This is a genomic window from Streptomyces sp. CB01373 (genome assembly GCF_002803075.1).
In the GTDB taxonomy this organism is placed as follows: Bacteria; Actinomycetota; Actinomycetes; order Streptomycetales; family Streptomycetaceae; genus Streptomyces.
Genome location: NZ_NNBK01000013.1, coordinates 200,619 through 226,897, shown reverse-complemented (window position 1 = coordinate 226,897; position 26,279 = coordinate 200,619). Strand labels below are relative to the sequence as shown.

Here is a 26,279-nt window from a genome sequence, read left to right as displayed (position 1 = left end):
CCCGTGACGGAAGGCACCACCTCCGCCGCTGCCGAGGGCGCGGACGCCCTGACCCGCCTGGAGCAGGAGGGCGAGATCGCGGCGGACTACCTCGAGGGTCTACTGGACATCGCCGACCTCGACGGTGACATCGACATGGATGTCGAGGCCGACCGCGCCTCTGTCTCGATCATCAGTGACAGCAGCGGTCGCGACCTGCAGAAGCTGGTCGGCCGGGACGGCGAGGTGCTGGAGGCACTGCAGGAGCTCACGCGCCTGGCCGTGCACCGGGAGACCGGCGACCGCAGCCGTCTGATGCTGGACATCGCGGGCTACCGCGCCAAGAAGCGGACCGAGCTGTCCGAGCTGGGTGCGAAGGCCGCCGCCGAGGCCAAGAGCAGTGGCGAGCCGGTGAAGATGCAGCCGATGACTCCGTTCGAGCGCAAGGTCGTGCACGACGCGGTCAAGGCCGCCGGCCTGCGCAGCGAGTCGGAGGGCGAGGAGCCGCAGCGCTTCGTCGTCGTGCTTCCCGCCTGAGCGGTCCCACGTTCCACCGGCCCCGTCTGTTGCGCAGGCGGGGCCGTACTTTGTCAGCCTGGTAGTTCTGATGGTCGGCGCCGAGAGCGCCGATGCGGTACGGAAGGACGGTCCCCGTGACGGCGGAAGCGGAGCTCCCCCCTGCGCCCGAGCAGGCACGTGACGTATTTGGTGATCGCTTCACGGATGCGGTCCGGTACGCCGAGCTGCTGGCCGAGGCAGGAGTGCAGCGAGGGCTGATCGGCCCGCGTGAGGTACCCCGTCTGTGGGAGCGGCATCTGCTGAACTGTGCCGTGCTCTCGGAGGTGGTTCCCGAGGGCGTGACGGTGTGCGACGTGGGCTCGGGCGCCGGTCTGCCCGGCATTCCCCTGGCCCTGGTCCGCGAGGACCTGAAGATCACGCTGCTGGAGCCGCTGCTGCGGCGCACCAACTTTCTCACCGAGGTCGTGGAGCTGTTGGGTCTCGACCACGTCACCGTTGTCCGGGGGCGTGCCGAGGAAGTGATGGGCCAGCTTCCGCCGGTCCACGTGGTCACCGCTCGCGCGGTGGCGCCGCTGGACCGCCTGGCGACGTGGGGCATCCCGCTGCTGCGTCCCTACGGGGAGATGCTGGCCCTCAAGGGGGACACCGCCGAGGAGGAGCTGAAGAGCGCGGCCACTGCCCTGAGTAAGCTCGGCGCGGTGGAGACGTCCATCCTGCATGTGGGTGAGGGCGTCGTGGATCCGTGCTCCACCGTCGTGCGGGTCGAGGTCGGGGAGAGCCCGGGTGGCGTGCGCTTCGCGGCCAAGCGGGCGAAGGCGGCGCGGACGGGTCGGACACGACGGCGCCGATAGCCGGTCGTACTCCACACAAGCTGCCAAACCTCCGCATGCCGGAGTGTCGCGACAGTCCGACCTCGGCCGCTGTGCATCGTGTTTCACGTGAAACGTCGCTCACTGCTGCACGGCATCATCGACCGTGGTCGCGCTGCGGCCAAACCTCGCGACCGCAAGCCTCTCGGTTCACTCGGACAGGGATCAGGGTTGTCCACAGAGGTGGATTTCTCCACAGAACGTCAGGCCTCACTGGTTCACGACCCCGAAGGCATGGGAGGCTCTGTGCATTGCGAGCCTGAAGTCGAGGAGAGTGAATCCTTGCGGTCCGACGCCAACATTGCGGGACCGATGACCGATCCGGTCCCCGGTCCCCGTACCGAATCGATGGGGGAGGATGTTTCACGTGAAACGCCGCCCCCGATGGACGACACTCCCATCGGTCGTGCTGCCCAACTGGCGGTCGAGGCTCTGGGCCGCGCCGGCGAGGGTCTGCCCCAGCCCGAACAAACCCGAGTCATGGTGGTGGCCAACCAGAAGGGCGGCGTGGGCAAGACGACGACGACCGTCAACCTTGCCGCCTCGCTGGCTCTGCACGGTGCCCGTGTCCTGGTGATCGACCTCGACCCGCAGGGCAATGCCTCCACGGCGCTGGGTATCGACCATCACGCCGATGTCCCCTCCATCTACGACGTCCTGGTGGAGAGCAGGCCGCTGGCCGAGGTCGTCCAGCCCGTCCCCGATGTCGAGGGTCTCTTCTGCGCTCCTGCCACGATCGATCTCGCCGGTGCGGAGATCGAGCTGGTGTCCCTGGTGGCGCGGGAGAGCCGGCTTGAGCGGGCGATCCAGGCCTACGAGCAGCCGCTGGACTACATCCTCATCGACTGCCCGCCCTCGCTCGGCCTGCTGACGGTCAACGCGCTCGTCGCCGGCCAGGAGGTTCTCATCCCGATTCAGTGCGAGTACTACGCGCTGGAGGGCCTGGGGCAGCTGCTCCGCAACGTCGACCTGGTCCGGGGGCATCTCAACCCCACCCTGCATGTGTCGACCATCCTGCTCACCATGTACGACGGCCGGACGCGCCTGGCGTCCCAGGTCGCGGAAGAGGTGCGCAGCCACTTCGGTGAGGAGGTGCTGCGGACGAGCATTCCTCGCTCGGTCCGTATCTCCGAGGCGCCGAGCTACGGGCAGACGGTGCTGACTTACGATCCAGGGTCAAGCGGTGCCCTCTCCTATCTGGAAGCGGCACGAGAAATCGCGCTGAGGGGCGTTGGTGTCAGCTACGACGCCACGCACGCCCACGCCAGCGCACAGGGTGATCCGAACATGGTGGAGGGGATTCAGTGAGTGAGCGACGGAGGGGGTTGGGTCGCGGTCTTGGCGCGCTGATCCCCGCTGCCCCGACCGGGGAGAAGCCGCCGGCTCCGGCGACGGCAGGAGGCGCGGGCTCCGCGTCGTCCTCGGCTGTCCCGGTGCTGACGGGTGACCGCGGTGACCGGGGGGTGGCGGCGGCGAAGGTGACCACGCTGCCCTCTGTTTCACGTGAAACAGCGCAGCCGCAGGCGAGCAGCTCGGCTGAGGTGACCGCGTCGGTGATGGGCGCCCACTTCGCCGAGATCCCCCTCGACGCCATCACGCCCAACCCGCGCCAGCCGCGTGAGGTCTTCGACGAGGACGCGCTGGCCGAGCTCGTCACCTCCATCCAGGAGGTCGGGCTTCTCCAGCCCGTCGTCGTCCGGCAGCTCGGCCCGGCGCGCTATGAGCTCATCATGGGTGAGCGGCGCTGGCGGGCCTGCCGTGAGGCAGGGCTCGCGGCCATCCCGGCGATCGTGCGCGCGACGGATGACGAGAAGCTTCTCCTGGACGCCCTGCTGGAGAACCTGCACCGGGCCCAGCTGAACCCGCTGGAAGAGGCAGCCGCCTACGACCAGCTGCTGAGGGACTTCAACTGCACGCACGACCAGCTGGCGGACCGGATCGGCCGGTCCCGCCCGCAGGTCTCCAACACCCTGCGTCTGCTGAAGCTCTCCCCGGCCGTGCAGCGTCGGGTCGCCGCCGGAGTTCTTTCGGCGGGACATGCGCGGGCGCTGCTCTCCGTCGAGGACTCGGAGGAGCAGGACCGGCTTGCCCATCGGATCGTCGCCGAGGGACTGTCGGTGCGGGCGGTCGAGGAGATCGTGACCTTGATGGGGTCGCGGCCGACGGCGGCCCCTCGGTCCAAGGGGCCGCGTGCCGGAGGTCGGGTCTCCCCGGCCCTGTCCGACCTCGCGACGCGTCTGTCCGACCGTTTCGAGACGCGGGTGAAGGTCGACCTGGGGCAGAAGAAGGGCAAGATCACCGTCGAGTTCGCCTCCATGGAGGACCTGGAGCGCATCCTCGGCACGCTGGCTCCGGGCGAGGGCCCAGTCATGCAGCAGAGTCTTCTGGATGGCGAAGAGCCGGAGGAGGAGATGGAGGGCTGAGCCCGTCCGATGGGATGGGTTCGGCTCGATCGCTCGGCACAGGCGGGTCGTGTCCGGTGTGTACCGGAACACGGCCCGCTCTTTGCTTTCAGGCGGTATCGATGCAATCGCATCGTCGATACGATGCGTTCGGGTATGACGCATCCACCCGGCGGTACCTCTAGAGGGAGGCAGGGCATGCGAACGGTGAGCCGCACCGGAATGCTCGGCGCGGTCTTGGGGCTGGGTGCGGTCGGCGGATTTGTCGGCAGCCTCCTCAAGGAACGCAGCGCTCTGACAGCCGCGCGTGGCGCCGCGGGCGAAGGAAGCGAGGAACAGCCTTCATGGGCCGTCGGCTCGTACCGCTCACGCTGGACAACCTTCAAGACCTCCCCCAGCGCTGCCGTGCGTGTGTCTTCTGGGAGCTGGACCCCGTCAGTGGTGAGGCAGCGCTGAAGGCCGGCACGGTCACGGCGGAAAAGGAAGCGTGGATCTCCGCCGTCCTGCTGGACTGGGGATCCTGCGGTCGGGTCGTCTACGTCGACGACGTGCCCGTGGGTTTCGTGCTCTATGCTCCCCCCGCCTATGTCCCTCGTTCCACGGCCTTTCCCACGAGCCCCGTCTCTCCGGACGCCGTGCAGCTGATGACCGCGTTCATCATGCCGGGCTATCAGGGGCAGGGGCTGGGTCGTGTCATGGTCCAGACGGTTGCGAAGGATCTGCTGCGGCGGGGCTTCAAGGCCATTGAGGCATTCGGGGACGCCCGCTGGAAGGAGCCCGCCTGCGTGCTCCCCGCCGACCATCTGCTGGCCGTGGGGTTCAAGACGGTCCGGCACCATCCAGCCCATCCGCGGCTTCGGCTGGAGTTGCGGTCGACGCTGTCCTGGAAGGAAGACGTGGAGATGGCGATCGACCGGCTTCTGGGAGCGGTGCAGAAGGAACCGGCGCTGAGGCCGCTGTAAGCGAGCTGCCTGCTACAGACGAACTGCGACATGCGAATGGGCCAACCCCTCAGGGTTGGCCCATTCGTGTTTCACGTGAAACATCGCCGCCGTCTCGGCGGCCCCGCCATGCTTACTCGGCGACGAAGTCCTCGAGATCGCGGATGATCGCGGCCTTGGGCTTCGCCCCCACGATGGTCTTGGCGACCTCGCCGTTCCGGTAGACGTTCAGGGTCGGAATGGACATGACCCCGTACTTGGCGGCGGTGCCCGGGTTCTCGTCGATGTTGAGCTTGACGACCTCGATCTTGTCGCCGTACTCGGCGGCGATCGCCTCGAGGGACGGAGCGATCTGGCGGCAGGGACCGCACCAGGCGGCCCAGAAGTCCACCAGGACGGGCTTGTCGCTCTTCAGGACGTCCTGCTCGAAGGAGTCGTCGGTCACGTTCTTCAGGGTGCCGGCCACAGCGGGCTCCTTAATTGGTCGTGCGGTGGGGTGGTGGGGGCTCAGACGGTGGACTTCTCGGGCTCGGCCTTCTGCTCGTTGTCCGCGAGAGCCGCGAGGAAGCGCTCGGCGTCGAGGGCGGCGGAGCAGCCGGTGCCGGCCGCGGTGATTGCCTGGCGGTAGGTGTGGTCGACCACGTCGCCGGCGCCGAAGACACCGGTCAGGTTGGTGCGGGTGGACGGCGAGTCGACCTTCAGGTAGCCCTCCTCGTCCAGGTCCAGCTGGCCCTTGAAGAGCTCCGTGCGCGGGTCGTGGCCGATGGCGATGAACAGACCGGTCACCGGAAGGTCCGACAGCTCGCCGGTCTTGATGTTGCGCAGCTTCAGTCCGGAGAGCTTCTGGTCGCCCTGGATCTCCGCAACCTCGCTGTCCCAGACGAACTTGATCTTCGGGTCGGCGAAGGCGCGCTCCTGCATCGCCTTGGAGGCGCGCAGGGTGTCCCGGCGGTGGACGACGGTGACGGACTTGGCGAACCGGGAGAGGAAGGTCGCCTCCTCCATGGCGGTGTCACCGCCACCGATCACGGCGATGTCCTGCTCCCTGAAGAAGAAGCCGTCGCAGGTGGCACACCAGGAGACGCCGCGGCCGGAGAGCGTGTCCTCGTTCGGCAGGCCGAGCTTGCGGTGCTGCGAGCCGGTGGTGACGATGACGGCCTTCGCCTGGTGCACCGTGCCCGAGGTGTCCGTGACGGTCTTGATCTCACCGCTCAGGTCGACGGAGACCACGTCGTCCGGGATCAGCTCGGCGCCGAAACGCTCGGCCTGCGCACGCATGTTGTCCATGAGCTCGGGGCCCATGATCCCGTCACGGAAGCCGGGGAAGTTCTCCACGTCGGTGGTGTTCATCAGGGCACCACCCGCGGTGACCGCACCCTCGAAAACCAGCGGCTTCAGCGACGCGCGCGCGGTGTAGAGCGCCGCCGTGTAGCCGGCGGGCCCGGAGCCGATGATGATCACGTTACGGACATCGCTCACGGCTTGATTCCTCGTCTCTGGACTGTGTCCTACGGCCGGGGGGAGCCTCTCTCATAGCTCTCACCCCACCCAACGGATCCTAAGGGGCAGGCATTCCCGGTGTGCCGGGGCACACGGTGGCGCGACAGCGCACGGGATGTCATGCGATGCCACGCGGCGCGAGGACCGAGCGTGCGGGCTCAGGAACGCGCGTAGGAGCGCGACAGCAACACCTTGACCGTGACCGCCTGGTGGCGGACACAGGTCGCATCGACCAGGTAGGCCGTGACGCGGCTGCTGTCGCCGGAGGCATCGGGGAGCACGACGAGATAGGCGTCCTTGCCGTCATAGGTACCCGCCCGGGCGGCGAGCGGGACGCCGCTGTCGTTGATGCCCTGCCGTACGCACGAGGGGACGGTCGGCGGCGGGCTCTTCAGCAGTTTGGGCCTGTCGGTACCGGCAGCGGATTCCACCCCGAAGTCATGGGGTGTGTGGGCGTCTCTGCGCGGCGGCTGCTCCTGGGCGAGGAGATCGGCGACCTCGCTCTTGAGGGTGCTCGCGGAGAAGGTGTCCGCGGACGCGCTTGGACGATCGTGCGCCGTCGTGTCGGATGGCTTGTCGTCGTGGAGCGTCGCCAGAACCACGGATGTCACCCCCAGGGCGGCGAGGGCGACGACGGAGCCGAGAACGGCGACCCTGCGGCGTCCCCGGCGGGTCCCTGTCCTACGACCCGGGCCGGTGCTGGCGGCGCGAGGACGGCCGGAGGGACGGTCCACGGCCGATGTTTCACGTGAAACACGCGCGCCACCTGTGAGCGGGGGCCCGGCCACTGGGGCCTCGGCTGCAAGGGCCGCGTCGATTCGGGCCGCCACGTCGGCCGGCATGGCGGGCACATCCGGCAGGGCGCCGAGCAGACCACGGATCTCCGTCAGCGACGCGTGGACGTCGGCGCACAACTCGCACTCGTCCAGATGCCGCTGGAGGTCGTCGGCCCGGGCGGGGGCGAGGAGGCCCTCGGTGAGGTCGGAGATCTCGGTGACGTCCGGGTGCCCGGCCGCGTCTGTCGTGGATGTCACGCTCGCCCACCTCCGCCCTTCACAGCAGCTGAATCGCCTGATCCTTTGCCCTGCGCGTCTCTGCCCTCGGGGCGCGTGCCTTCAGGATCCGTCTTCGGTGGGACGGATGTCCCCTGCGCCCGGTTCCGTCCCGCGCCCGATTCCTTCTCCTCACGCGTGCGCCTCGGGCGCAGATGGGTGAGCAGCGGCAGGAGTCTCGCTCTGCCCCGGGCGCAACGGCTCTTCACCGTCCCGCTCGGCACATCGAGGATGCGGGCGGCCTCGGCCACCGGATAGCCCTGCATGTCCACGAGCACCAGGGCGGCCCGCTGATCCGGCGGGAGAGTGCCCAGCGCCTCGACGAGCTGCCGCTGCACGTCGTTCCTCTCGGCAGGCGCCGAGGCCGACTCGTGCGGCTCCAGCAACTGCTCCAGGCGTTCGGTGTCGTTCACAGGGGAGGTCTTGCGGGAGGCGGCCTTGCGGACCCGGTCCAGGCAGGCGTTCACCGTGATCCGGTGCAGCCAGGTCGTGACGGCCGACTGGCCGCGGAAGGTGCCGGCGGCCCGGTAGGCGGAGACGAACGCGTCCTGCACGGCGTCAGCGGCCTCCTCACGGTCGCCCAGCGTGCGCAGGGCGACCGCCCAGAGCCGGTCACGGTGACGGCGCACCAGCTCACCGAAGGCCTCGCGGTCGCCCTCCACGTGACGGGCCAGGAGGTCCTGATCGCTTACGTCGCCATATATGGTGCCGTCCGCCACAGGATGCCTCCCCCTCGCGTCCGTACTCAGCCGGTGAACTTGAGGTCCGTCACAGCCTGCTTGTATCCCGGGTTGCTGTACGCGTCACCTGGGGCGTACGGCAGAGCGGTGAACCACACCAGCACGTACTGGGTCTTCACCGGCTTGACCACCTTCACCTCTGCGGTGGTGCCGGTCGTCGTCACGGACCCCAGCTTCGTCATCGAGGTGATCGGCACCGACGAACTCATCGAGTCCGTGCCGTACAACGTGACGGTCGTGTGGTCATTGCCGTACAGGAGCGCTATGGACGCGGAGGAGACCTCCTGCGCCGAACCGAGGTCGTAGACGATGCCGACACCGGGCTTGAAGACCGGGTTCAAGTCCGGCCCCTCCTTGTAGCTGGAGGTGCGCCAGTACGTCGAGCTGTCCCCGTCGTATGTCTTGCCGACATCGGCGGGGTGCTGGGCATCACCCTTCGCGACGTACTCCTGCGCGCCGTAGATCTTGAGCGGCTGGGCCGGCTTCGGCTTCGTGTCCTTCTTGTCGGTGTCGTCCTGAGTCTGCGTCTGGGTGTCGTCGGACTTGCCGCCCTGGCCCAGCAGGGCGTCCGCGAGCTGCCAGCTGCCCAGGCCCAGGGCGGCGATGAGGAGGGCCGAGACGGCCCACTTCAGGGCCTTGCCGGTGCGGCTCTGCAGCGGGGGCGGCGGGGTCGGGACCGGCTGGGTGACCCCGGGGCGCGGAGCCGGACGGCCGTACGCGCCCTGCTGGTAGGAGGTGCCCTGGTACTCCGGCGGCGCGGTGAACGTCGGCTCCGGCGGCCGGACGCGCGGCATCTCGCCGATTGCCTTGACCAGTTCCTCCGGGGTGGTGCACGCCGACTCGTGGCGGGAGGCGGTGGCGCCGTCGTTGACGAGGGCACGCATGGCGAGTTCGGACAGGCCGCGGTGGACGCCCGCGCGCACCTGGTCGGGGGGGATGAGACCGATGTCCTTGGGCAGGCCGGACATGCCGTAGGCGTCGCTCTCGTACGGCCAGCGCTGGGTGAGCGCCGCATACAGCAGTGCGCCGATCGCCTCCGTGTCCGTGCGCTGCGGGGTGTCGGAACTGATGCCGCGCAGCGCCGCGTTCACGGCGAGACCGCGGACCCGCCACTGACCGGTGGAGGTGCGCAGTACGGCGTTGGGGTTCAGTCGCAGATGGGCCAGGCCCTCGCGGTGCGCGGCGGCCATGGCGGACGCGATCTGGCTGACCAACTGGTAGGCGTCGTGCGGCTCCAGAGGGCCCGAGGCCAGAAGCGTGGTCAGCTCCGTCGCGTCCGGCAGCCACTCGTGGACGACGTAGACGAGGTCGTCCTCCTCGACGGCGTCGAGGACCTGCACGAAGCGGGGGTCGCCGAGCAGGGCGGAGGAGCGGGCCGCGGCCAGCACGGACCGCGCTCGCGTGTGGTCCGCCGGCAGGATGTGCACCCCGACGGCGCGACGGAGTTTCTCGTCGACGGCTCGCCAACTGCTGAATCCGTCCAGACGGGTGACGCACTCCTCGAGGCGGTAGCGTCCGGCCAGCTTGTGACCGCTGTGAAGATCGGGTGGTGAGGTCTTCCTCCCGGGACTCTCCGTCCCGTCGCTCCCCTGTGCCTCTTCGTTGTCCGTGCCCCGCTCCCGGTGCTGGGCCACCCCGTCGGACGTGGACTGGTCCGCCTTGGCGGTCAGCGGCTGCTCGCCGCTGTTGTCTGCCACGTCGACGGCAGCCGTGATCCGTTCCGCCACCGTCGCTCCTGCCTCCCCATCCATCGCGCGCTGTCCGACGCCGAATCCAATTGTGCCCACAGTCCGGCGCTATGCACGACACACAGCTGCGGACGATGGTTGTGCGCCTACCCCCGACTCAACGCCCCAGGCGCCCGCGGACCATACCCACGAGCCCGTTGATTTCCTCGATGCGCATCCGGCGGGCGGCGACGAAGAAGACCCCGAGCAGCAGTGCGCCACCGGCCAGCAGCGCGACGAACGACCCGAAGACGCCCTGGCCCAGCGTGTGGCCGATGCCGTAGCAGGCCGCGCCGCTGATCAGTGCCGCCGGCACCGAGGCGATGCCCAGCCGCGCGTACGTCCGCAGGACACGCGAACCGTCGAGGTCGCCGCCCAGCCGCTGTCGCAGCCGGCGCCAGGCGACACCGACGCCGATCGCGTATGCGAGACCGTACACGGCCGCCATGCCGGCCACGGACCAGCGGGCCGGAAGCAGGAAGTAACACAGGAGCGAGGCACCCGCGTTGACCGCGGCCACGATCACCGTGTTGTAGAAGGGCGTGCGGGTGTCCTCGTAGGCGTAGAAGGCGCGCAGGACGACGTACTGCACGGAGTACGGGATCAGGCCGAGTCCGAAGGCCATCAGCATGTAGCCCATGTTGGTGGCGGCCGCGGTTCCCGAGGAGCCGAAGATCAGCGTGCACATGGGGATGCCCAGGGCGAGGAACCCGAAGGAGATGGGCACGATGGCGACCGCCGTCGTGCGCAGACCCTGCGAGACGTCGTCGCGGACGGCGCCGGTGTCGTTCTCGGCGGCCGAGCGTGAGAGGCGCGGCAGCAGGGCCGCCATCAGCGAGACCGTGATGATGGCCTGGGGCAGGCCCCAGATCAGCTGGGCGTTGGCATAGGCGCTGAAGCCGGTGCCGTCGATGTGCGTGCTGGCGACCGCGGAGGTGGCCAGCTGAGTGACCACCAGGGCGCCCGCCTGGTTGGCGAGGACGAAGAGGACGGTCCACTTGGCCAGCATCGCGGCCTTGCCGAGACCGTGCCCCTTCCAGTCGAAGCGCAGGCGGAGCCTGAACCCGGTCTCGCGCAGGTACGGGATCATCGCGAGTGACTGCACGACGAGGCCGAGGAGCACGCCGACGCCGAGCAGGCGCTGGCCTTCCGGCGGGATGTTCGTGACGGTCATGTGGGAGTTCGCGGACGTGCCGTAGACCCACAGGAACGTGCCGAGTGTGAAGATGATGACGATGTTGTTCAGGACCGGCGTCCACATCATGGCGCCGAATCTGCCCCGGGCGTTGAGGATCTGCCCCATCACCACGTGGACGCCCATGAAGAAGATCGAGGGCAGGAAGTACCGGGTGAAGGTGATGCCGACCTCGTTGGCCGCCGGATTGCCGGAGACCGAGTTGGAGAGCATCCGGACCAGCAGCGGCGCCGCGAACATCGTGAGGGCGGTGAGCGCGCCGAGCGCGACCATCACCAGGGTGAGCAGCCGGTTGGCGAACGCCTCGCCCCCGTCGTCGTCCTCCTTCATGGCACGGACGAGCTGCGGGACGAACACGGAGTTCAGGCCGCCGCCGACGGTCAGGATGTAGATCATCGTCGGCAGCTGGTAGGCCACCTGGAAGGTGTCGCCGAGCAGGGCCGTGCCCAGTGCGGCCACGATCATCGCCGAGCGGATGAACCCGGTGAGCCGGGAGACCATCGTGCCCGCCGCCATGACGGCGCTCGACTGCAGCAGTCCCGAGGCCTTCCCGCCCTTCTTCGCCGCCGGAGCGGGGGCTGGCTCGGCTTCCGGGGCAGGGGCCTCGGCGACGGCCGGTGCGGGCGCGTACGGCCCCATCGGTCCCTGACCGGCGGCCGGGGCCGGGGCGGGACCGGGAACCGAGGGGACCGCCATCCGCGGGCGTCCGCCCATGTCCTGCGGTGGCCGGTAGCCGTGCTGTCCCGGGCCCTGGTGGCCGTAGCCGCCCTGACGCGTGTCCGGACCGCCCTGCTGCTGGTCGCGGAAGAGGTGGGCGAAGGCGTCCGGCTCGTGGTGGTCCTCGCCGGAGTGGCTGACCAGGTCGTCGACGCCGACGAACTCGGTGGTCCGGGGATCCTCGCCGTGCGGCAGGTACTGGGTGGTTCCCGACGGCTCCGGCGGCGGGGTCTGCGCCCACACGCGCGGGTCGGGGGCGTGGGGCGACTGCGCGGGGCGGCCGTAGAGCGGCTGCTGCGGCCCGTTCGGGCCCGGGGGCGGCGGAGGGTGCGCGGCGCGGTCGTACAGCGCCTCGCCGACCGGGTCCTGGGCGGTGAGGTCCTGCGCCCGGTAGGGGTCGTCGTCGTAGGCGTCCTGGAGGTACATGTCCGCGGGGGGCTCCGGCGGCGTCTGGCCGTGTCCGGGCGGCGGCGCGTCGGGGTGGCCCGAGCCGCCCACGGCCTGGCCGCGGTCACCGTCGTACGGCGCGTTCATGCTTACCCCACCTCATCGTCCCGGGCCCTCCGGGCCACGACATCCTCAACGGTCCACCTTCTCACCCGTGCCGGACGGGTCTGTGCTTTCCGCCGCGGTGTCCGGTGTCGGGTCACTCGGCTGCTCCGGGTCGTCCGCCCGGGACCGGGTGCCGGACTCTTCTGTGCCTTCTGCGGGACGACCGGCGGTGCCTTCGGGGTTCTCCGGCTCGACGCCTTCCGGCCCGTCCGCGCCGTCGCCGGCCTCTCCGGCGCCGTCCTCGCCGTCCCGCGCTTCCTCTGCGCGCTCGGCGTGCTCGGCGTCCTGAGGACCCTGGGGGTCGTGGGCCGCCTCCTTGGCCGTTGCACGCTTGCGCTGGGTGTACATGCGGAAGCCGGCGAGGACGAGCAGCAGGACGCCGCCACCGATGACCAGCATCACCGTGGCCGTGATCTCGGTGACCTTCACGTCGAAGGTGACCGGCGCGCCGTACTCCTGGCCGTCCTGCGTGTAGAGCTGGGCGACCACCGTCACGGGGCCGTTGGCGTTGGCCGACGTGGTGAACTTCACGGACTGGGTGTGCCCGCCGGCGACCGCGACGGACTGCTCCGAGTACGCCTTGCCGCCGATCTTGAGGCGGGTGGGATTGGTCGAGGTGAGCCGCAGCATCAGGTGGTCGACGCCCTGCACCAGGTTGTTCTGCACGGTCACCGGGATCGTGGCGCTGCGTCCGGAGAGCTTCGTCTCCGACTTGTCGATCAGCTTGACCTGCTCGGAGAGGTCGTCGAGGTACGCCTCCACGCCGTTCCGGAAGTCCCTCGCCCCGCCGGACCGGCCGCGCCACGACGTGGCCATCTCCCGGTTCATGGCCCGCCCGAAGGGCGTGACGACCCGGGACGGGTCGGTCAGGACGACCCGGAAGTTGTCGACCTTGTCCTGCGTCCTGGCGATCGCCCCGAAGGCGGCCGGCCTGAGTTCCTTCCTGCGCAGCGAGGAGGGGTAGTCCGCGGCGGACGGGATCTTCGTGGTGGCGCCGGGGTCCGGCTTGGCCGCGGCGGCCGCGGCCAGGTCCTGCGACTGGGACCAGTTGCTCTGCCGGAGGGCCGTCAGCGCCTGCGCCATGGCCTGGGCCTGGCTCGCGCTGGGCATGCGCTGCGGGGCCACGACGATGCTGCGCTGCCGGCTCGTCTGGCTGTCGAGCTCCAGGCTCTGGGCGAGGAACTCCTGCACGGCGAGTGTGCTGGCGCCGGCCTGCGTCAGGTCGCCCTCGAACGCCGTCGACAGGCGGGCGTCCGCGACGATCGCCGTGGTGCCGCCGCCGATCGGGCGGGCGGCGGAGGGCGTATACGACAGCCCGCCGGTCTCCTGGAGGCTGTCGCTGCGCGTGATGATCCTGTCGGCGCCCGCGGAGGTGGCGACCTTGACGATCGACGGGTCGACGGCGCCCTCCACGGGCCAGGCGAAGTCCGTGCTCGGCTTCACGTGGAGCACCGTCTCCACCGTGCTGGCGGCGACGTCGGTGGCGTCCTTGAGCTGGCTCAGCGAGCCGGTGACGCTCGTGCCGTGGTGGGCGAGGGAGGCCAGGTCCGGGTCGGCGAAGGGCAGCGCCACGACGTCCTTGCCCGCCACCGCCTGCTGGAGCTCGGCGAGCCACTTCTTGGCGACATCCTGGTGGGTGCCCGGCACGGGCGTGCCGTCCGCGGTCTGGATGCGGTAGTTGCGGGTCATGGCGTCGACGGACGCCAGCAGGTCGGGGTCGATCACCCAGGTGACGTCGAGGTCCTTGCCCAGCGACAGCATCCGCTCCAGGCGTCCGCCGGGCGCGAGCTCCTTGGCGAGGTCGTCGTCGAGGAAGACCGGCGTCTGCTGTGCCCCGGGGCCCGTCTCGGCCGTCAGGTGGACGCTGGACACCAGCGGCCACAAATAGGTCGTCCTGGTCTTCGTGCCCGCGTCGTTCGGCTGCCACGGCAGGAACGTGCGCTGGATGCCCAGGACCTGCTCCCAGGGCTGGACGGAGGTCTGGCCGGACAGTGAGACGGAGAACTCGTAGACCCCGTTCGCGCCGAGGTTCAGCTTGTCGACCGGCACGGAGATGCTGAAGTGCTCCGCGACGCCCGGAGCGAGCTGCGTGAACTTCTGGGCGTACTTGTCGCCGACCTCGGGGCCGTCGGCGCCCGGATCGAACCTGGTGCGCTGGGCCACGGAGTCGATCGCCGAGCGGGTGTCCAGCTCCGGGCCTACGCGCAGGCCCACGTGGGCGTCGGTGACGGCCTGCTTGCCCTTGTTCGTCACGGTGCCGGACACGGTCAGCGTGTCCCCGTCCGTGGGGGCGCTGGGGCTGAACGAGTCGACTGAGACGGCGACCGTGCGCGAGCCCGACGCGGTCTGCGGGGACTCCTGCCCGGCGGCTTGTGCGGACGGGGTGGCGGGCAGCTGGAGCAGAGCGGCCAGCAGCGGTGCTCCGGTGAGCAGCGCCCCGGCACGCCGCAGCCTTCGGCGGGCAGGTGAGGGACTGGTCCCCTGGAAGTCTGCCGCCTCGGCCACGCGCTCGCCCGTCCCTCGTCGTCAGTGGTCGTCGGAATGTGCGTCCACGCATGGTAACGATGTGCGCCGGGGGGAAGTGCCTCGGAGGCGGTTTCAAGATCGCTGGACGCGGGTGGACGCCCTGGATATGCCCGTATCCAGGGATGCTGTTCGTTACGTCACAAAGGCGCAGGTTGCGTAGGTAATAAGGAGAGCTTGAGCAGGTAATAAAGGGGAGCCGCCGCCGCGTCCCGTGCGGTGTTGTTGCCGCGCATCCGCCGCGGCCGGTGCCGAACAATGTCGGCGCGGTCGGGCGCCCGGGCCACGTACCCTTTTCTGTTGTGCCGAACGCCAACGAAGACACTTCCCCTGCCCTGAGCCAGGTGCAGCAGCGCGCGGTGAGCGAGCTGCTGCTGGTCGCCCCTGTCGCCGACGACCTCGCGCGCCGTTTCCAGGAGGCCGGGTTCTCTCTCGCCCTGGTCGGCGGCTCGGTCCGGGACGCGCTGCTCGGCCGGCTCGGCAACGACCTGGACTTCACGACCGACGCCCGCCCCGAGGACGTACTGAAGATCGTGCGGCCCTGGGCGGACGCCGTCTGGGAGGTCGGGATCGCCTTCGGCACGGTCGGGGCGCAGAAGCAGGCCCGTGTCGGGGATGTCGACCGGTGCTTCCAGATCGAGGTGACCACCTACCGGTCGGAGGCCTACGACCGCTCCTCGCGCAAGCCCGAGGTGTCGTACGGCGACTCCATCGAGGAGGACCTCGTCCGCCGTGACTTCACGGTCAACGCCATGGCCGTGGCGCTGCCGGAGAAGACGTTCATCGACCCGCACGGCGGGATCGGCGACCTCGAGGCACGGGTGCTGCGCACTCCGGGCACACCCGAGGATTCCTTCTCCGACGACCCGCTGCGCATGATGCGGGCCGCGCGCTTCGCCGCCCAGCTCGACTTCGAAGTCGCCCCCGAGGTTCTCGCGGCGATCAAGGAGATGGCGGGACGTATCGAGATCGTCTCGGCCGAGCGGGTCCGGGACGAGCTGAACAAACTGATCCTGTCGGCTCACCCGCGCAAGGGCCTGTCCCTGCTCGTCGACACCGGTCTCGCCGACCATGTGCTGCCCGAGCTGCCCGCCCTGCGTCTTGAGAGCGACGAGCACCACCGGCACAAGGACGTCTACGACCACACGCTGATCGTGCTGGAGCAGGCGATGGAGCTGGAGGAGGAACCCGACCTGACGCTGCGCCTCGCCGCCCTTCTGCATGACATCGGCAAGCCGCGCACCCGTCGCTTCGAGAAGGACGGCCGGGTCTCCTTCCACCACCACGAAGTGGTCGGCGCGAAGATGACCAAGAAGCGCATGACCGCGCTGAAGTACTCCAACGAGCTGGTGAAGGACGTTTCGCGGCTGGTCGAACTCCATCTGCGTTTCCATGGCTACGGCACCGGCGAGTGGACGGACTCGGCTGTCCGCCGCTATGTCCGCGATGCCGGCCCGCTGCTCGACCGCCTTCACAAGTTGACCCGCTCGGACTGCACCACCCGCAACAAGCGCAAGGCGGCAGCACTGTCCCGGGCGTACGACGGCCTGGAGGAGCGCATCGCCGAGCTCCAGGAGCGGGAGGAGCTCGACGCGATCCGCCCGGACCTCGACGGCAACCAGATCATGGAGGTCCTCGGCGTCAAGCCCGGACCGGCCGTCGGCAAGGCGTACAAGTACATGCTGGAACTGCGACTCGAGAACGGCCCGATGGGGCACGACGCGGCGGTGGCGGCCCTCAAGGAGTGGTGGGCCGAGCAGGAGCAGCAGGGCTGAGGGTGCGTGGAAAGGGCTCGTGTTTCACGTGAAACACGAGCCCGGGAAACGCCGAGGGGCGATGTTTCACGTGAAACATCGCCCCTTCGTCATGGGTCAAGCGGGTGTTACTTGGTCTCCGTCAGGCACAGCACCACGTCGTGTCCGCCTCCGGACTGGACGTAGGAGACGGTCCACCCCTTGACGCTTTCGCACTTGTTCTCGTCGGAAGAGCCGTCGAACTTCTGGATCACCTTGTACTCGGCCTCACCGGACGAGCAGTCGACCTCCTTGAGGTCGGCGTGGGAGTCGGTTCCCTTGTTGTGCAGGCAGGCGCCCACCGAGGTCGTCTCGGCGTCGGTCTGGGTGAACCACCAGCCGATGCCGAACTTGACGAGGAGGACGGCGGCAATGAGGCCCATCGTGCCGAGGACGCCCAGCACCTTCTTGCCCCCGGACTTCGGCGGAACGGGCGGCGGGACCGGGGCACCCTGCTGCTGCGGGAAGGGGGCGTACGGCGCCTGCGGCGGGTACGGCTGCTGCGGGGCTCCAGGCTGACCGGCCTGCTGCCCCATGGGAGCGGTGGGCGCCTCAGCGTGCGGGTTCTGGCCCTGGGGCGGCGGCGGAGTGGTCATTCGGGGGTCCCCCTGGAACTAGTGCATGACGGCAAGAACATGCTGTCGAAATAAGACGCACGTAAGTTACAGGCCGGGACTGACACTGCTGTAACCCGGTGGGGCTCTGTGTCATTGACGTGACACTTGTCGGCCTGCAAAGCGTGTCATAGCGGCCGCAACTGCCCCGTAGAACACGGCGACCATCACGACGAGCGCGGACGAGCGGCCGTCCGGTGGCAGCATCAGCGCGGCGACCCCCGCGGCGCCGACGAACGCCACGTTGAACAGCACGTCGTACACGGAAAAGATCCGGCCGCGGAAACCGTCGTCCACCGCGGACTGCACCATCGTGTCCGTGGCGATCTTCGCGCCCTGGGTGGTCAGCCCCAGCACGAACGCCGCGACGAGCAGGGGGCCGGTGGCGAACGGCAGGCCGAGGGCGGGTTCGAGGACCGCGGCGGAGCCGGCGCACACGGCGATCCAGCCGGACGGTCCGAGCCGGCCCGCCGCCCACGGTGTCATCACGGCCGCCGCGAAGAACCCCGCGCCGGAGAGAGCCAGCGCCAGCCCGAGCAGACGCAGCCCGTCCCGTGTGTTCGAGGTCAGGCCGTAGCGGCACAGCATCAGCACCAGGACGGTCAGTGCCCCGTAGCAGAACCGCATCAGCGTCATCGAGGCCAGCGCCCAGGCGGCCTGCCGCCGGGACGGCGCGACGAGGTGCCGTACGGCCGCCATCAGCTCGCGCGCGGTGACGTTCAGCGCCGCGCCCAGCCGTGGCCGCCGCGGCTCGCGGTCGGGCCCGAGCAGGTCCGGTGCCATGAGCAGCGAGGTCAGGGCCGCGCACAGATACAGGGCGGCGCCCAGCAGCACCACGGCCGCGTCGGAATCCGCTCCCACCAGCCGCACGGCGAAGGCGAGGCCGCCACCCGCGAAAGCGGCCAGGGAACCGGCGGTCGGCGACACGGAGTTGGCCATCACCAGCCGCTCGGCGTCGACCACGCGCGGCAGCGCGGCGGACAGCCCGGCGAGCACGAAGCGGTTGACGGCGGTGACGCACAGCGCGGAGACGTAGAACAGCCAGTCCGGTACGGCGGCGACCATCAACACGGCCGTGGCCGTCGCCAGCACGGCCCGTGCCAGGTTGCCGTAGAGGAAGACCTGGCGACGGCGCCAGCGGTCCAGCAGGACGCCCGCGAAGGGGCCGATCAGCGAGTACGGCAGGAGCAGCACCGCCATCGCGGAGGCGATCGCGGCGGGCGAGGTCTGCTTCTCCGGGGAGAAGACGACATAGGTGGCGAGCGCGACCTGGTAGACGCCGTCGGCGCTCTGGGAGAGCACGCGCACGGCGAGCAGGCGCCTGAAGTTCCTCAAGCGCAGCAGGACGCGCAGGTCACGGACGACGGCCATGGGGTGACAGCCTCACATGTGGGAGGGCCCCCGGGTGCACGCGAGGCGTACACGGACGGGGGCCCAACAGCCCTGGCAGGAGCGGTTTTGTGAAGCGCTCTCTAGCGCTCGACCTCGCCGCGGATGAACTTCTCCACGTTCACGCGGGCCTCGTCGTCGAAGTACTGCACCGGCGGGGACTTCATGAAGTACGAGGACGCCGACAGGATCGGGCCGCCGATGCCGCGGTCCTTGGCGATCTTCGCGGCGCGCAGGGCGTCGATGATGACACCGGCGGAGTTCGGGGAGTCCCAGACCTCGAGCTTGTACTCCAGGCTCAGCGGGACGTCGCCGAAGGCGCGGCCCTCGAGGCGGACGTACGCCCACTTGCGGTCGTCGAGCCAGGCCACGTAGTCGGACGGGCCGATGTGGACGTTCTTCTCGCCGAGGTCCCGGTCGGGGATCTGGGAGGTGACGGCCTGGGTCTTGGAGATCTTCTTGGACTCCAGCCGGTCGCGCTCCAGCATGTTCTTGAAGTCCATGTTGCCGCCGACGTTCAGCTGCATGGTGCGGTCCAGGATGACACCGCGGTCCTCGAACAGCTTCGCCATGACGCGGTGCGTGATGGTCGCGCCGACCTGCGACTTGATGTCGTCGCCGACGATCGGGACGCCCGCCTCGGTGAACTTGTCCGCCCACTCCTTGGTGCCGGCGATGAAGACCGGGAGCGCGTTGACGAAGGCGACCTTGGCGTCGATGGCGCACTGGGCGTAGAACTTCGCCGCGTCCTCGGAGCCCACGGGCAGGTAGCAGACCAGGACGTCGATCTGCTTGTCCTTGAGGATCTGGACGACGTCGACCGGAGCCTCGGCGGACTCCTCGATGGTCTCCCGGTAGTACTTGCCGAGACCGTCGAGGGTGTGGCCGCGCTGAACCGTCACACCGGTGCTGGGCACGTCGCAGATCTTGATGGTGTTGTTCTCGGAGGCGCCGATGGCGTCCGCGAGGTCCAGGCCGACCTTCTTCGCGTCGACGTCGAAGGCGGCGACGAACTCGACGTCACGCACGTGGTAGTCGCCGAACTGCACGTGCATGAGGCCCGGGACCTTGGACGCCGGGTCGGCGTCCTTGTAGTACTCGACGCCCTGCACCAGCGACGCGGCGCAGTTGCCCACGCCGACGATGGCTACGCGAACCGAACCCATTCCGGTTGCTCCCTGTGTGTAATCGGTGAAGCCCCGACGGGACCTCACGTGGCGGTGTCGTCGGGCGTATCCGGCCGGGAAGACTCCCCGGACCGGGGCAGGCCGCCCGTCGCTCCAGTGGTGGTGTCCAGCGAGGCGGGACCCCCGGAGACGGAACCCTTGAGGTCCCGCCCGGCCCGCTCGCTCTCGATGAGCTCGTTCAGCCAGCGCACTTCGCGCTCCACGGACTCCATTCCGTGGCGCTGGAGCTCGAGTGTGTAGTCGTCGAGGCGCTCCCGGGTGCGTGCCAGGGAGGCGCGCATCTTCTCCAGACGCTCCTCCAGCCGGCTGCGGCGGCCCTCCAGTACGCGCATGCGTACGTCGCGCGACGTCTGCCCGAAGAAGGCGAATCGAGCGGCGAAGTGCTCGTCCTCGTACGTGTCGGGGCCCGTCTGCGAGAGCAGCTCCTCGAAGTGCTCCTTACCTTCGGCCGTCAACCGGTAGACGATTTTGGCGCGTCGGCCCGCGAGTGCGGCGGAGACGGCGTCCTCAGGAGCGCTTCCCGGCTCCTCGATCAACCAGCCGTTGACGACCAGCGTCTTGAGGCAGGGATAGAGCGTCCCGTAGCTGAACGCACGGAACACGCCCAGTGACGTGTTGAGCCGTTTGCGCAGTTCGTAGCCGTGCATCGGGGATTCGCGGAGCAGGCCGAGTACGGCGAACTCGAGGATGCCGGAACGCCGGCCCATCGTCGCCTCCTCTCTGCCGCGATCCGGTGGCGGCGGGGCCGCTCCGGGTGCCGTGACGCTGCTTATCTCGCACTGATGTATCGAGTCGATACATCACGACGATAGATCCCACCCCCGCATGCGACAAGAGGGGGCGGAGTGAACGGGATCACATCGCCGGTCGGTCGGAGGCAAGTTGCCTGGTTTGGGGTGAACTTCGGGGCTCACCGGGTTTAGCCAGTGCGTAGTCTGTGCGCCATGCACATCGCCGGGAACCGAGTGACGCCTGGGGATCGTCCTCGCTCCCGGTGCGGTACGGGTGAATGCGTGACCGACCACATCCGTACTTCGGGGGGACCGGAAAACAGCCGCCGTCTCCAGGCGCGCGAGAAAGCGCCTGCCCGAGGAGTAATCGTTCGATGAGCGAGCACCGTCGCAAACCGCCGCAGCCGCAGGGAGGCGGACGTGCCGCGGCCCGACGCGGTCAGTCCGCCTCGTCCTCCGGCCGCCGTGCGGCACCGCGAGGCGCCACCGGATCTCCTGCCGATTCCGGTTCACATGGCGTGGAAGGCGGGGACCGCCCCTACGGCAGCCGTGCCGAGGCCCGGCGGGCGGCGCAGAGGGGCAGCGGCCGACGCGGCCGGCCGGACGGTCCCGGACGCGGCCGAGGACGGCCGGGGCCGCCCCCCGAGAAGCGGTTCATCGACTACCCGCGCGCGGAAGGGTACGGATGGCGCCGCTGGATACCGTCCTGGAGGCTGGTCTCCGGGTTGTGCATCGGCTTCGTCGGCAGCCTGGTGGCCGTCGCCGGCGTCGGGTACGCGATGGTGAGCGTGCCCAGTGAGGCGCACGCCGCGGCGGTGTCGGAGAACAACGTCTACTACTGGGCCGACAAGACGCAGATGGTCGCCACCGGCAGCGGCCAGAACCGGCAGAACGTCACGATCGACCAGATTCCCAAGGCCATGGGGCTGGCGGTGATCTCGGCCGAGAACAAGAGCTTCTACAAGGACTCGGGTGTAGACCCGATGGGTATCGTCCGCGCGCTGGGGAACATGGCGACGGGTGGTGACACGCAGGGTGGCTCGACGATCACCCAGCAGTTCGTGAAGAACACCTACCTGAGCCAGGACCAGACGGTCTCCCGGAAGTTCAAGGAGATGTTCATCTCGATCAAGGTGGGCACGAAGCTCTCCAAGGACGACATCCTCCAGGGATACCTGAACACCTCGTACTACGGCCGTGGCGCGTACGGCATCCAGGCCGCCGCCCAGACCTACTACGGCAAGGACGCCGTCAAGCTCACGCCCAGCGAATGCGCCGTACTCGCCGCTCTGCTCAAGGGCCCGACGTACTACGACCCCGCGGGCAACGACAACCTCGACTCCACGGCCACCGCCGCGGCCAACCACAAGCGTTCGGAAGTGCGGTGGAGCTGGATCCTCGAGCAGATGCACAAGCCCGATCTGAAGGATCACCTCACGGACGCCGAGTACCAGGAGGCGATCAAGAAGTACCCCGAGCCTCAGGGCCGTAAGGCGATCAAGGGTATGACCGGCCAGGTCAGCTACCTCGTCGACGCGGCGAAGCGGTACGTCCTGAAGCACTCCGACATCACGGAGGCGCAGTTCGACCAGGGCGGGTACCAGGTCTACACCACCTTCGAGAAGGACAAGGTCGACGCGATGGCCGCGGCCGTCAAGAAGGTGGAGAAGGCGAACATCGACCCGAAGCGCGAGCTGGACAAGCACGTTCAGTTCGGTGCGGCGTCGGTGAAGCCCAATGACGGTGCGATCGTCGCTCTCTACGGTGGTGTCGGCTTCGAGAACGGCCACTTCACCAACAACGCGGACACCTCGGGCGTCCCCGTCGGTTCGACGTGGAAGCCGTTCGTGCTCGCCGCGGCGATGCAGTACGGCACCTACAAGACCGATGGCGTCGGGGTCTCACCGCTCAGCAAGTACAACGGCAATGACCATCTGAAGGTCATGAACAACGACGGGTCCTTCGTCCTCAAGAAGGACAACACGCCCTTCTTCCAGAACAACGAGGGCCCCTTCCCGTGGGGCTACATCACACTGCGCAAGGCGATGGAGCAGTCCATCAACACCCCCTTCGTCCAGCTCGGCATGGACGTGGGGATGCGGAACGTGGCGGACGTGGCTGAGAAGTCCGGCCTTCTGAAGGACAGCTTCGCCGATCTCAACGCGTCGTTCGCCCTCGGTACGTCGACGCCCAGCGCGATCCGCATGGCCGACGCCTACGCGACGTTCGCGGCCTCGGGGAAGCAGGCCGACCCGTACTCGGTGACGGTCGTCAAGCACAATGGTTCGGAGCTGCCCGGCTTCGAGAAGCCGCGCCTCAAGCAGGCGATGCCCGAGATCGTGGCGCACAACGTCACCGACGTCCTCGAGAACGTCATCGAGAACGGCACGGGTAAGAACGCGCTCGCCCTGGGCCGCAAGTCCGCGGGCAAGACGGGTACCACCGACAAGAACAAGTCCGCGTGGTTCGTCGGCTACACCCAGCAGCTCTCGACCGCGGTGACCATGTTCCGTGAGGAGCCCAAGACCCACAGTCTGCTCTCCATGAACGGCACGGCGGGCAAGGACTCCATCCACGGTGGTGACATCCCCACCCAGGTGTGGACCGAGTACATGAAGGCAGCCCTGCAGGGGAAGAACGACCCCGGCTTCCCCAAGGCCGAGAAGGTCGGCGAGATCGCGGACGGGGCCGGCGCGCCCTCCCCGACTCCGACCCCGACCGCCACCGAGACCGCGGAGGAGAGCCCGAGTCCCTCGCCCACGCCCAGTGAGACCGAGCCCGACCCGGCGCCCTCGCCGACCCGGACCCGTTGCGGTTTCTTCGGCTGCAACGGCAACGGCAACGGCAACGGAGGCGGCAACGGCAACGGCGGTCAGACCGGCGACGGCGGCGTGGACGGCGGCACCGACCAGTCGTCGCCTTCGCCGACCGAGTCGGACGGCAACAGCGGCAATGGCAACGGAGGCGGCAACCGGGGCAACGGCAACGGAGGCAACGGTCTCTTCGCAGGCCCGGCCGGCGGTTGATCCGAAGTCCGAAGCGAGCGCGCGCCACGACCTCCTGGTCGTGGCGCGCGCTCGTTCGTGTGATGGGGCGTTTCGGGTCCGGCCTCAGCGAGGAGAACGGGCCGTCGCGCCCTCCGCGGTGCCGACCGGGCACGTGCCCCCGGGACGTACGGCAGGATGTGCCCCATGCCCAGTGCTGAATCGACGCAAGCGAGCGTGCACGAGCCGGACCCGGTGCGGCCCACCAAGGAGGACAAGGTCGCGGCGGCCGGCAGCGAGCTGATCGGCGGCCCCGTCGGGCGGCGTGCCCTGCTCGGAAGGTCCTGGTGGACCCCCGTACGGGTCGTCGCGCTCGTCGCGATCGGCATGTTCGCCCTCGGCCTGGTCCAGAAGGTGCCCTGCTACCACGGCGCCTGGTTCTTCGGTGCGAGCTCCCAGTACACGAAGGCCTGCTACTCGGACATTCCGCATCTCTACCAGGGCCGTGGTTTCGCCGAGGGCCTCGTGCCCTACTTCGACAGGCTCCCCGGTGACATGCCGTACCTGGAGTACCCCGTACTGACCGGGGTCTTCATGGAGGTGGCCTCCTGGCTGACCCCGCACAGCGGCAGCATCCAGCACCAGGAACAGTGGTACTGGATGGTCAACGCCGGGATGCTGATGGTGTGCGCGGCCGTCATCGCCGTCTGTGTGACCCGCACCCACGCCCGGCGGCCGTGGGACGGTCTGCTGGTGGCCCTCGCGCCGGCCTTCGTGCTGACCGCCACCATCAACTGGGACCTGCTGGCGGTCGCGCTGACGGCCGCCGCGATGCTGATGTGGTCCCGAGGGCGTTCGGTCGCCTTCGGCGTCCTGCTGGGCCTCGCCACGGCCGCCAAGCTCTATCCCGTCTTCCTGCTCGGCCCGCTGTTCGTGCTGTGCTGGCGGGCGGGGAAGTGGCGGGACTTCGGCAGAGCGCTGGCGGGCGTCGTCGTCGCCTGGCTGGTGGTGAACCTGCCGGTGATGGCCTTCGCCTCGGAGGGCTGGTGGCAGTTCTACAGGTTCAGCCATGACCGGGGCGTCGACTTCGGCTCCTTCTGGCTCATCTGGGCCCAGAACTCGACCAGTCCGCCGAGCACCGACTTCGTCAACACCACGGCCACCCTGCTGGTGGTGCTGTGTGCCCTCGGCATCGCGGCGCTGACGCTGTACGCCCCGCGCCGTCCGCGCTTCGCCCAGCTCGCCTTCCTGATCGTGGCGGCCTTCATCCTCACCAACAAGGTCTACTCGCCGCAGTACGTCCTGTGGCTGGTCCCGCTGGCCGCGCTGGCCCGCCCCAAGTGGCGCGACTTCCTGATCTGGCAGGCCTGCGAGGTGGCGTACTTCCTCGGCATCTGGATGTACCTCGCCTACACGACCAGCGGAGACGCCCACAAGGGGCTGCCGACCGACGGCTACCACTGGGCGATCGCCGTGCACCTGCTGGGCACGCTGTACCTGTGCGGAGTCGTCGTGCGCGACATCCTCATGCCGGAGCGGGACGTGGTGCGCCGGGCCGGCGACGACGACCCCTCGGGCGGTGTCCTCGACGGCGCCGAGGACGTCTTCGTCCTGGGCACCCGGGCCCGGCCACCGCACCCGGAGGGAGACTTGGGCGGGGCGCAGGTGGAGTGGGGCGGGCAGGGCCCGGCCGCACCCAGGAGCGATTCGCTCTGAGCGAACAGCCTCCTCGGAGGGGCATGCGAAAGGCCGTGTCCGGCATCGCCGGACACGGCCTTTCGTACGAGATCGGGTCCCGCGACCGCCGCTCAGTGGTCCATGAGCCGGTCGAACTGCGTGGTGGTGTTGCGCAGATGGGCCACCAACTCGTCGCCGACCTTGGGCTCCGGAGCGTCCGAGGGGACGAACAGGATCGACACCTGCATGTGCGGCGGCTCCGCGAACCAGCGCTGCTTGCCGCTCCAGACGAACGGGGAGAGGTTGCGGTTCACCGTGGCGAGACCGGCGCGGGCGACGCCCTTGGCGCGCGGCATGACGCCGTGCAGCGCCTTGGGGGCCTCCAGGCCCACTCCGTGCGACGTACCGCCCGCCACGACCACCAGGAAGCCGTCCGAGGCCGCCTTCTGCTGGCGGTAGCCGAAACGGTCGCCCTTGCTGACCTTGGTGACGTCCAGGACCGCGCCGCGGTACTCGGTGGCGTCGTGATCCCCCAGCCAGAGCCGCGTGCCGATGCGGGCACGGAAACGCGTCTGCGGGAACTGCTGCTGCAACCGGGCGAGTTCGTCCGCCTTGAGGTGGCTGACGAACATCGTGTGCAGCGGCAGGCGGGCCGCGCGCAGCCGGTCCATCCAGCCGATGACCTCCTCCACGGCGTCCGAGCCGTCCGTGCGGTCCAGCGGCAGGTGGATGGCGAAACCCTCCAGCCGGACGTTCTCGATGGCGGCGTGCAGTTGCGGCAGATCCTGCTCGCTGATGCCGTGCCGCTTCATCGAGGACATCACCTCGATGACCACACGGGCCCCGACGAGGCCGTACACCCCGTCGATCGACGACACCGAACGGACCACACGGTCGGGCAGCGGCACCGGCTCCTCGCCGCGGCGGTACGGCGTCAGGACCAGCAGGTCACCGCTGAAGAAGTCCTTGATGCGGGCGGCCTCGTACGTCGTGCCGACGGCGAGGATGTCGGAGCCCAGCCGCGTGGCCTCCTCCGCCAGCCGCTCGTGCCCGAATCCGTAGCCGTTGCCCTTGCAGACCGGGACAAGCCCGGGGAACTGCTCCTGCACGTGCTTGTGGTGCGCCCGCCAGCGCGCGGTGTCGACGTAGAGCGTGAGCGCCATGGCCGGACCTGGAACCTCTCTCGTA

At 69.2% G+C, this 26,279-nt stretch carries 20 protein-coding genes; 8 read left to right on the top strand and 12 right to left on the bottom strand.

Features of this window, described 5'->3' with window-relative positions; all coding sequences use genetic code 11:
• Positions 1 to 3 precede the first annotated feature (3 nt).
• From CG719_RS22800 to CG719_RS22780, 5 genes are all read left to right on the top strand, one after another.
• Positions 4 to 516 carry a Jag family protein gene (locus CG719_RS22800; protein WP_100570528.1) on the top strand — a complete coding sequence of 171 codons (513 nt, stop codon included), beginning with the start codon at positions 4 to 6 and terminating at the stop codon, positions 514 to 516.
• A gap of 116 nt (positions 517 to 632) precedes the next feature.
• Complete coding sequence (gene rsmG, locus CG719_RS22795; RefSeq protein WP_100570527.1) at positions 633 to 1,349, top strand: 16S rRNA (guanine(527)-N(7))-methyltransferase RsmG; 717 nt, start codon at positions 633 to 635, stop codon at positions 1,347 to 1,349.
• A gap of 252 nt (positions 1,350 to 1,601) precedes the next feature.
• On the top strand, positions 1,602 to 2,675 hold the full coding sequence (locus CG719_RS22790; RefSeq protein ID WP_100570526.1) for a ParA family protein: 1,074 nt from the start codon (positions 1,602 to 1,604) through the stop codon (positions 2,673 to 2,675).
• Complete coding sequence (locus CG719_RS22785; protein ID WP_100570525.1) at positions 2,672 to 3,790, top strand: ParB/RepB/Spo0J family partition protein; 1,119 nt, start codon at positions 2,672 to 2,674, stop codon at positions 3,788 to 3,790. The genes CG719_RS22790 and CG719_RS22785 overlap by 4 nt, the downstream gene beginning before the upstream one ends.
• 323 nt (positions 3,791 to 4,113) lie before the next feature.
• On the top strand, positions 4,114 to 4,731 hold the full coding sequence (locus tag CG719_RS22780; protein ID WP_100570524.1) for a GNAT family N-acetyltransferase: 618 nt from the start codon (positions 4,114 to 4,116) through the stop codon (positions 4,729 to 4,731).
• 112 nt (positions 4,732 to 4,843) lie between these two features.
• Here the strand turns inward: CG719_RS22780 and trxA are convergent, their stop codons facing one another.
• The 7 genes from trxA to CG719_RS22745 form a co-directional block, all read right to left on the bottom strand.
• Positions 4,844 to 5,176, bottom strand: a complete 333-nt coding sequence (gene trxA, locus CG719_RS22775) for a thioredoxin (protein ID WP_100570523.1) — start codon at positions 5,174 to 5,176, stop codon at positions 4,844 to 4,846.
• Positions 5,177 to 5,217: 41 nt separating this feature from the next.
• On the bottom strand, positions 5,218 to 6,189 hold the full coding sequence (trxB, locus tag CG719_RS22770) for a thioredoxin-disulfide reductase (RefSeq protein ID WP_100570522.1): 972 nt from the start codon (positions 6,187 to 6,189) through the stop codon (positions 5,218 to 5,220).
• A 179-nt stretch (positions 6,190 to 6,368) separates the two neighbouring features.
• Positions 6,369 to 7,244 (bottom strand): hypothetical protein, encoded by an 876-nt coding sequence (locus CG719_RS22765; RefSeq protein ID WP_100570521.1) that lies wholly within the window; start codon positions 7,242 to 7,244, stop codon positions 6,369 to 6,371.
• Positions 7,241 to 7,981, bottom strand: a complete 741-nt coding sequence (sigM, locus tag CG719_RS22760) for an RNA polymerase sigma factor SigM (RefSeq protein ID WP_100570520.1) — start codon at positions 7,979 to 7,981, stop codon at positions 7,241 to 7,243. Before sigM ends, CG719_RS22765 begins: the two co-directional genes overlap by 4 nt.
• Before the next feature lie 26 nt (positions 7,982 to 8,007).
• Positions 8,008 to 9,729: a protein kinase family protein gene (locus CG719_RS22755; protein ID WP_100570519.1), complete on the bottom strand. Its 1,722-nt coding sequence runs from the start codon at positions 9,727 to 9,729 to the stop codon at positions 8,008 to 8,010.
• 118 nt (positions 9,730 to 9,847) lie between these two features.
• The gene (murJ, locus tag CG719_RS22750) at positions 9,848 to 12,175 is read right to left on the bottom strand and encodes a murein biosynthesis integral membrane protein MurJ (protein ID WP_100570518.1); all 2,328 of its coding nucleotides are present in this window, start codon (positions 12,173 to 12,175) and stop codon (positions 9,848 to 9,850) included.
• A 45-nt stretch (positions 12,176 to 12,220) separates the two neighbouring features.
• A complete protein-coding gene (locus tag CG719_RS22745; protein WP_100570517.1) occupies positions 12,221 to 14,698 on the bottom strand; it encodes a DUF6049 family protein in 2,478 nt (825 codons plus the stop codon).
• 320 nt (positions 14,699 to 15,018) lie between these two features.
• Between CG719_RS22745 and CG719_RS22740 the strand changes: the two genes are divergently transcribed.
• On the top strand, positions 15,019 to 16,491 hold the full coding sequence (locus CG719_RS22740; RefSeq protein WP_100570516.1) for a CCA tRNA nucleotidyltransferase: 1,473 nt from the start codon (positions 15,019 to 15,021) through the stop codon (positions 16,489 to 16,491).
• Between the two features lie 107 nt (positions 16,492 to 16,598).
• On the opposite strand, the gene CG719_RS22735 is transcribed toward CG719_RS22740, so the two are convergent.
• From CG719_RS22735 to CG719_RS22720, 4 genes are all read right to left on the bottom strand, one after another.
• Positions 16,599 to 17,105, bottom strand: coding sequence for an LppU/SCO3897 family protein (locus CG719_RS22735; protein WP_100570515.1), 507 nt, complete (start codon positions 17,103 to 17,105; stop codon positions 16,599 to 16,601).
• A 111-nt stretch (positions 17,106 to 17,216) separates the two neighbouring features.
• Positions 17,217 to 18,494: an MFS transporter gene (locus tag CG719_RS22730; RefSeq protein WP_100570514.1), complete on the bottom strand. Its 1,278-nt coding sequence runs from the start codon at positions 18,492 to 18,494 to the stop codon at positions 17,217 to 17,219.
• 101 nt (positions 18,495 to 18,595) lie between these two features.
• Positions 18,596 to 19,678, bottom strand: a complete 1,083-nt coding sequence (locus tag CG719_RS22725) for an inositol-3-phosphate synthase (RefSeq protein ID WP_100570513.1) — start codon at positions 19,676 to 19,678, stop codon at positions 18,596 to 18,598.
• Between the two features lie 44 nt (positions 19,679 to 19,722).
• Complete coding sequence (locus CG719_RS22720; protein WP_100570512.1) at positions 19,723 to 20,406, bottom strand: PadR family transcriptional regulator; 684 nt, start codon at positions 20,404 to 20,406, stop codon at positions 19,723 to 19,725.
• 398 nt (positions 20,407 to 20,804) lie between these two features.
• On the opposite strand from CG719_RS22720, the gene CG719_RS22715 reads away from it, so the two are divergent.
• Both CG719_RS22715 and CG719_RS22710 read left to right on the top strand, forming a co-directional pair.
• On the top strand, positions 20,805 to 23,456 hold the full coding sequence (locus CG719_RS22715; protein WP_234375710.1) for a transglycosylase domain-containing protein: 2,652 nt from the start codon (positions 20,805 to 20,807) through the stop codon (positions 23,454 to 23,456).
• A 165-nt stretch (positions 23,457 to 23,621) separates the two neighbouring features.
• The gene (locus tag CG719_RS22710; protein ID WP_199836737.1) at positions 23,622 to 25,130 is read left to right on the top strand and encodes a glycosyltransferase family 87 protein; all 1,509 of its coding nucleotides are present in this window, start codon (positions 23,622 to 23,624) and stop codon (positions 25,128 to 25,130) included.
• 92 nt (positions 25,131 to 25,222) lie between these two features.
• On the opposite strand, the gene CG719_RS22705 is transcribed toward CG719_RS22710, so the two are convergent.
• A complete protein-coding gene (locus tag CG719_RS22705) occupies positions 25,223 to 26,254 on the bottom strand; it encodes an alanine racemase (protein ID WP_100570510.1) in 1,032 nt (343 codons plus the stop codon).
• Between the last annotated feature and the right edge of the window lie 25 nt (positions 26,255 to 26,279).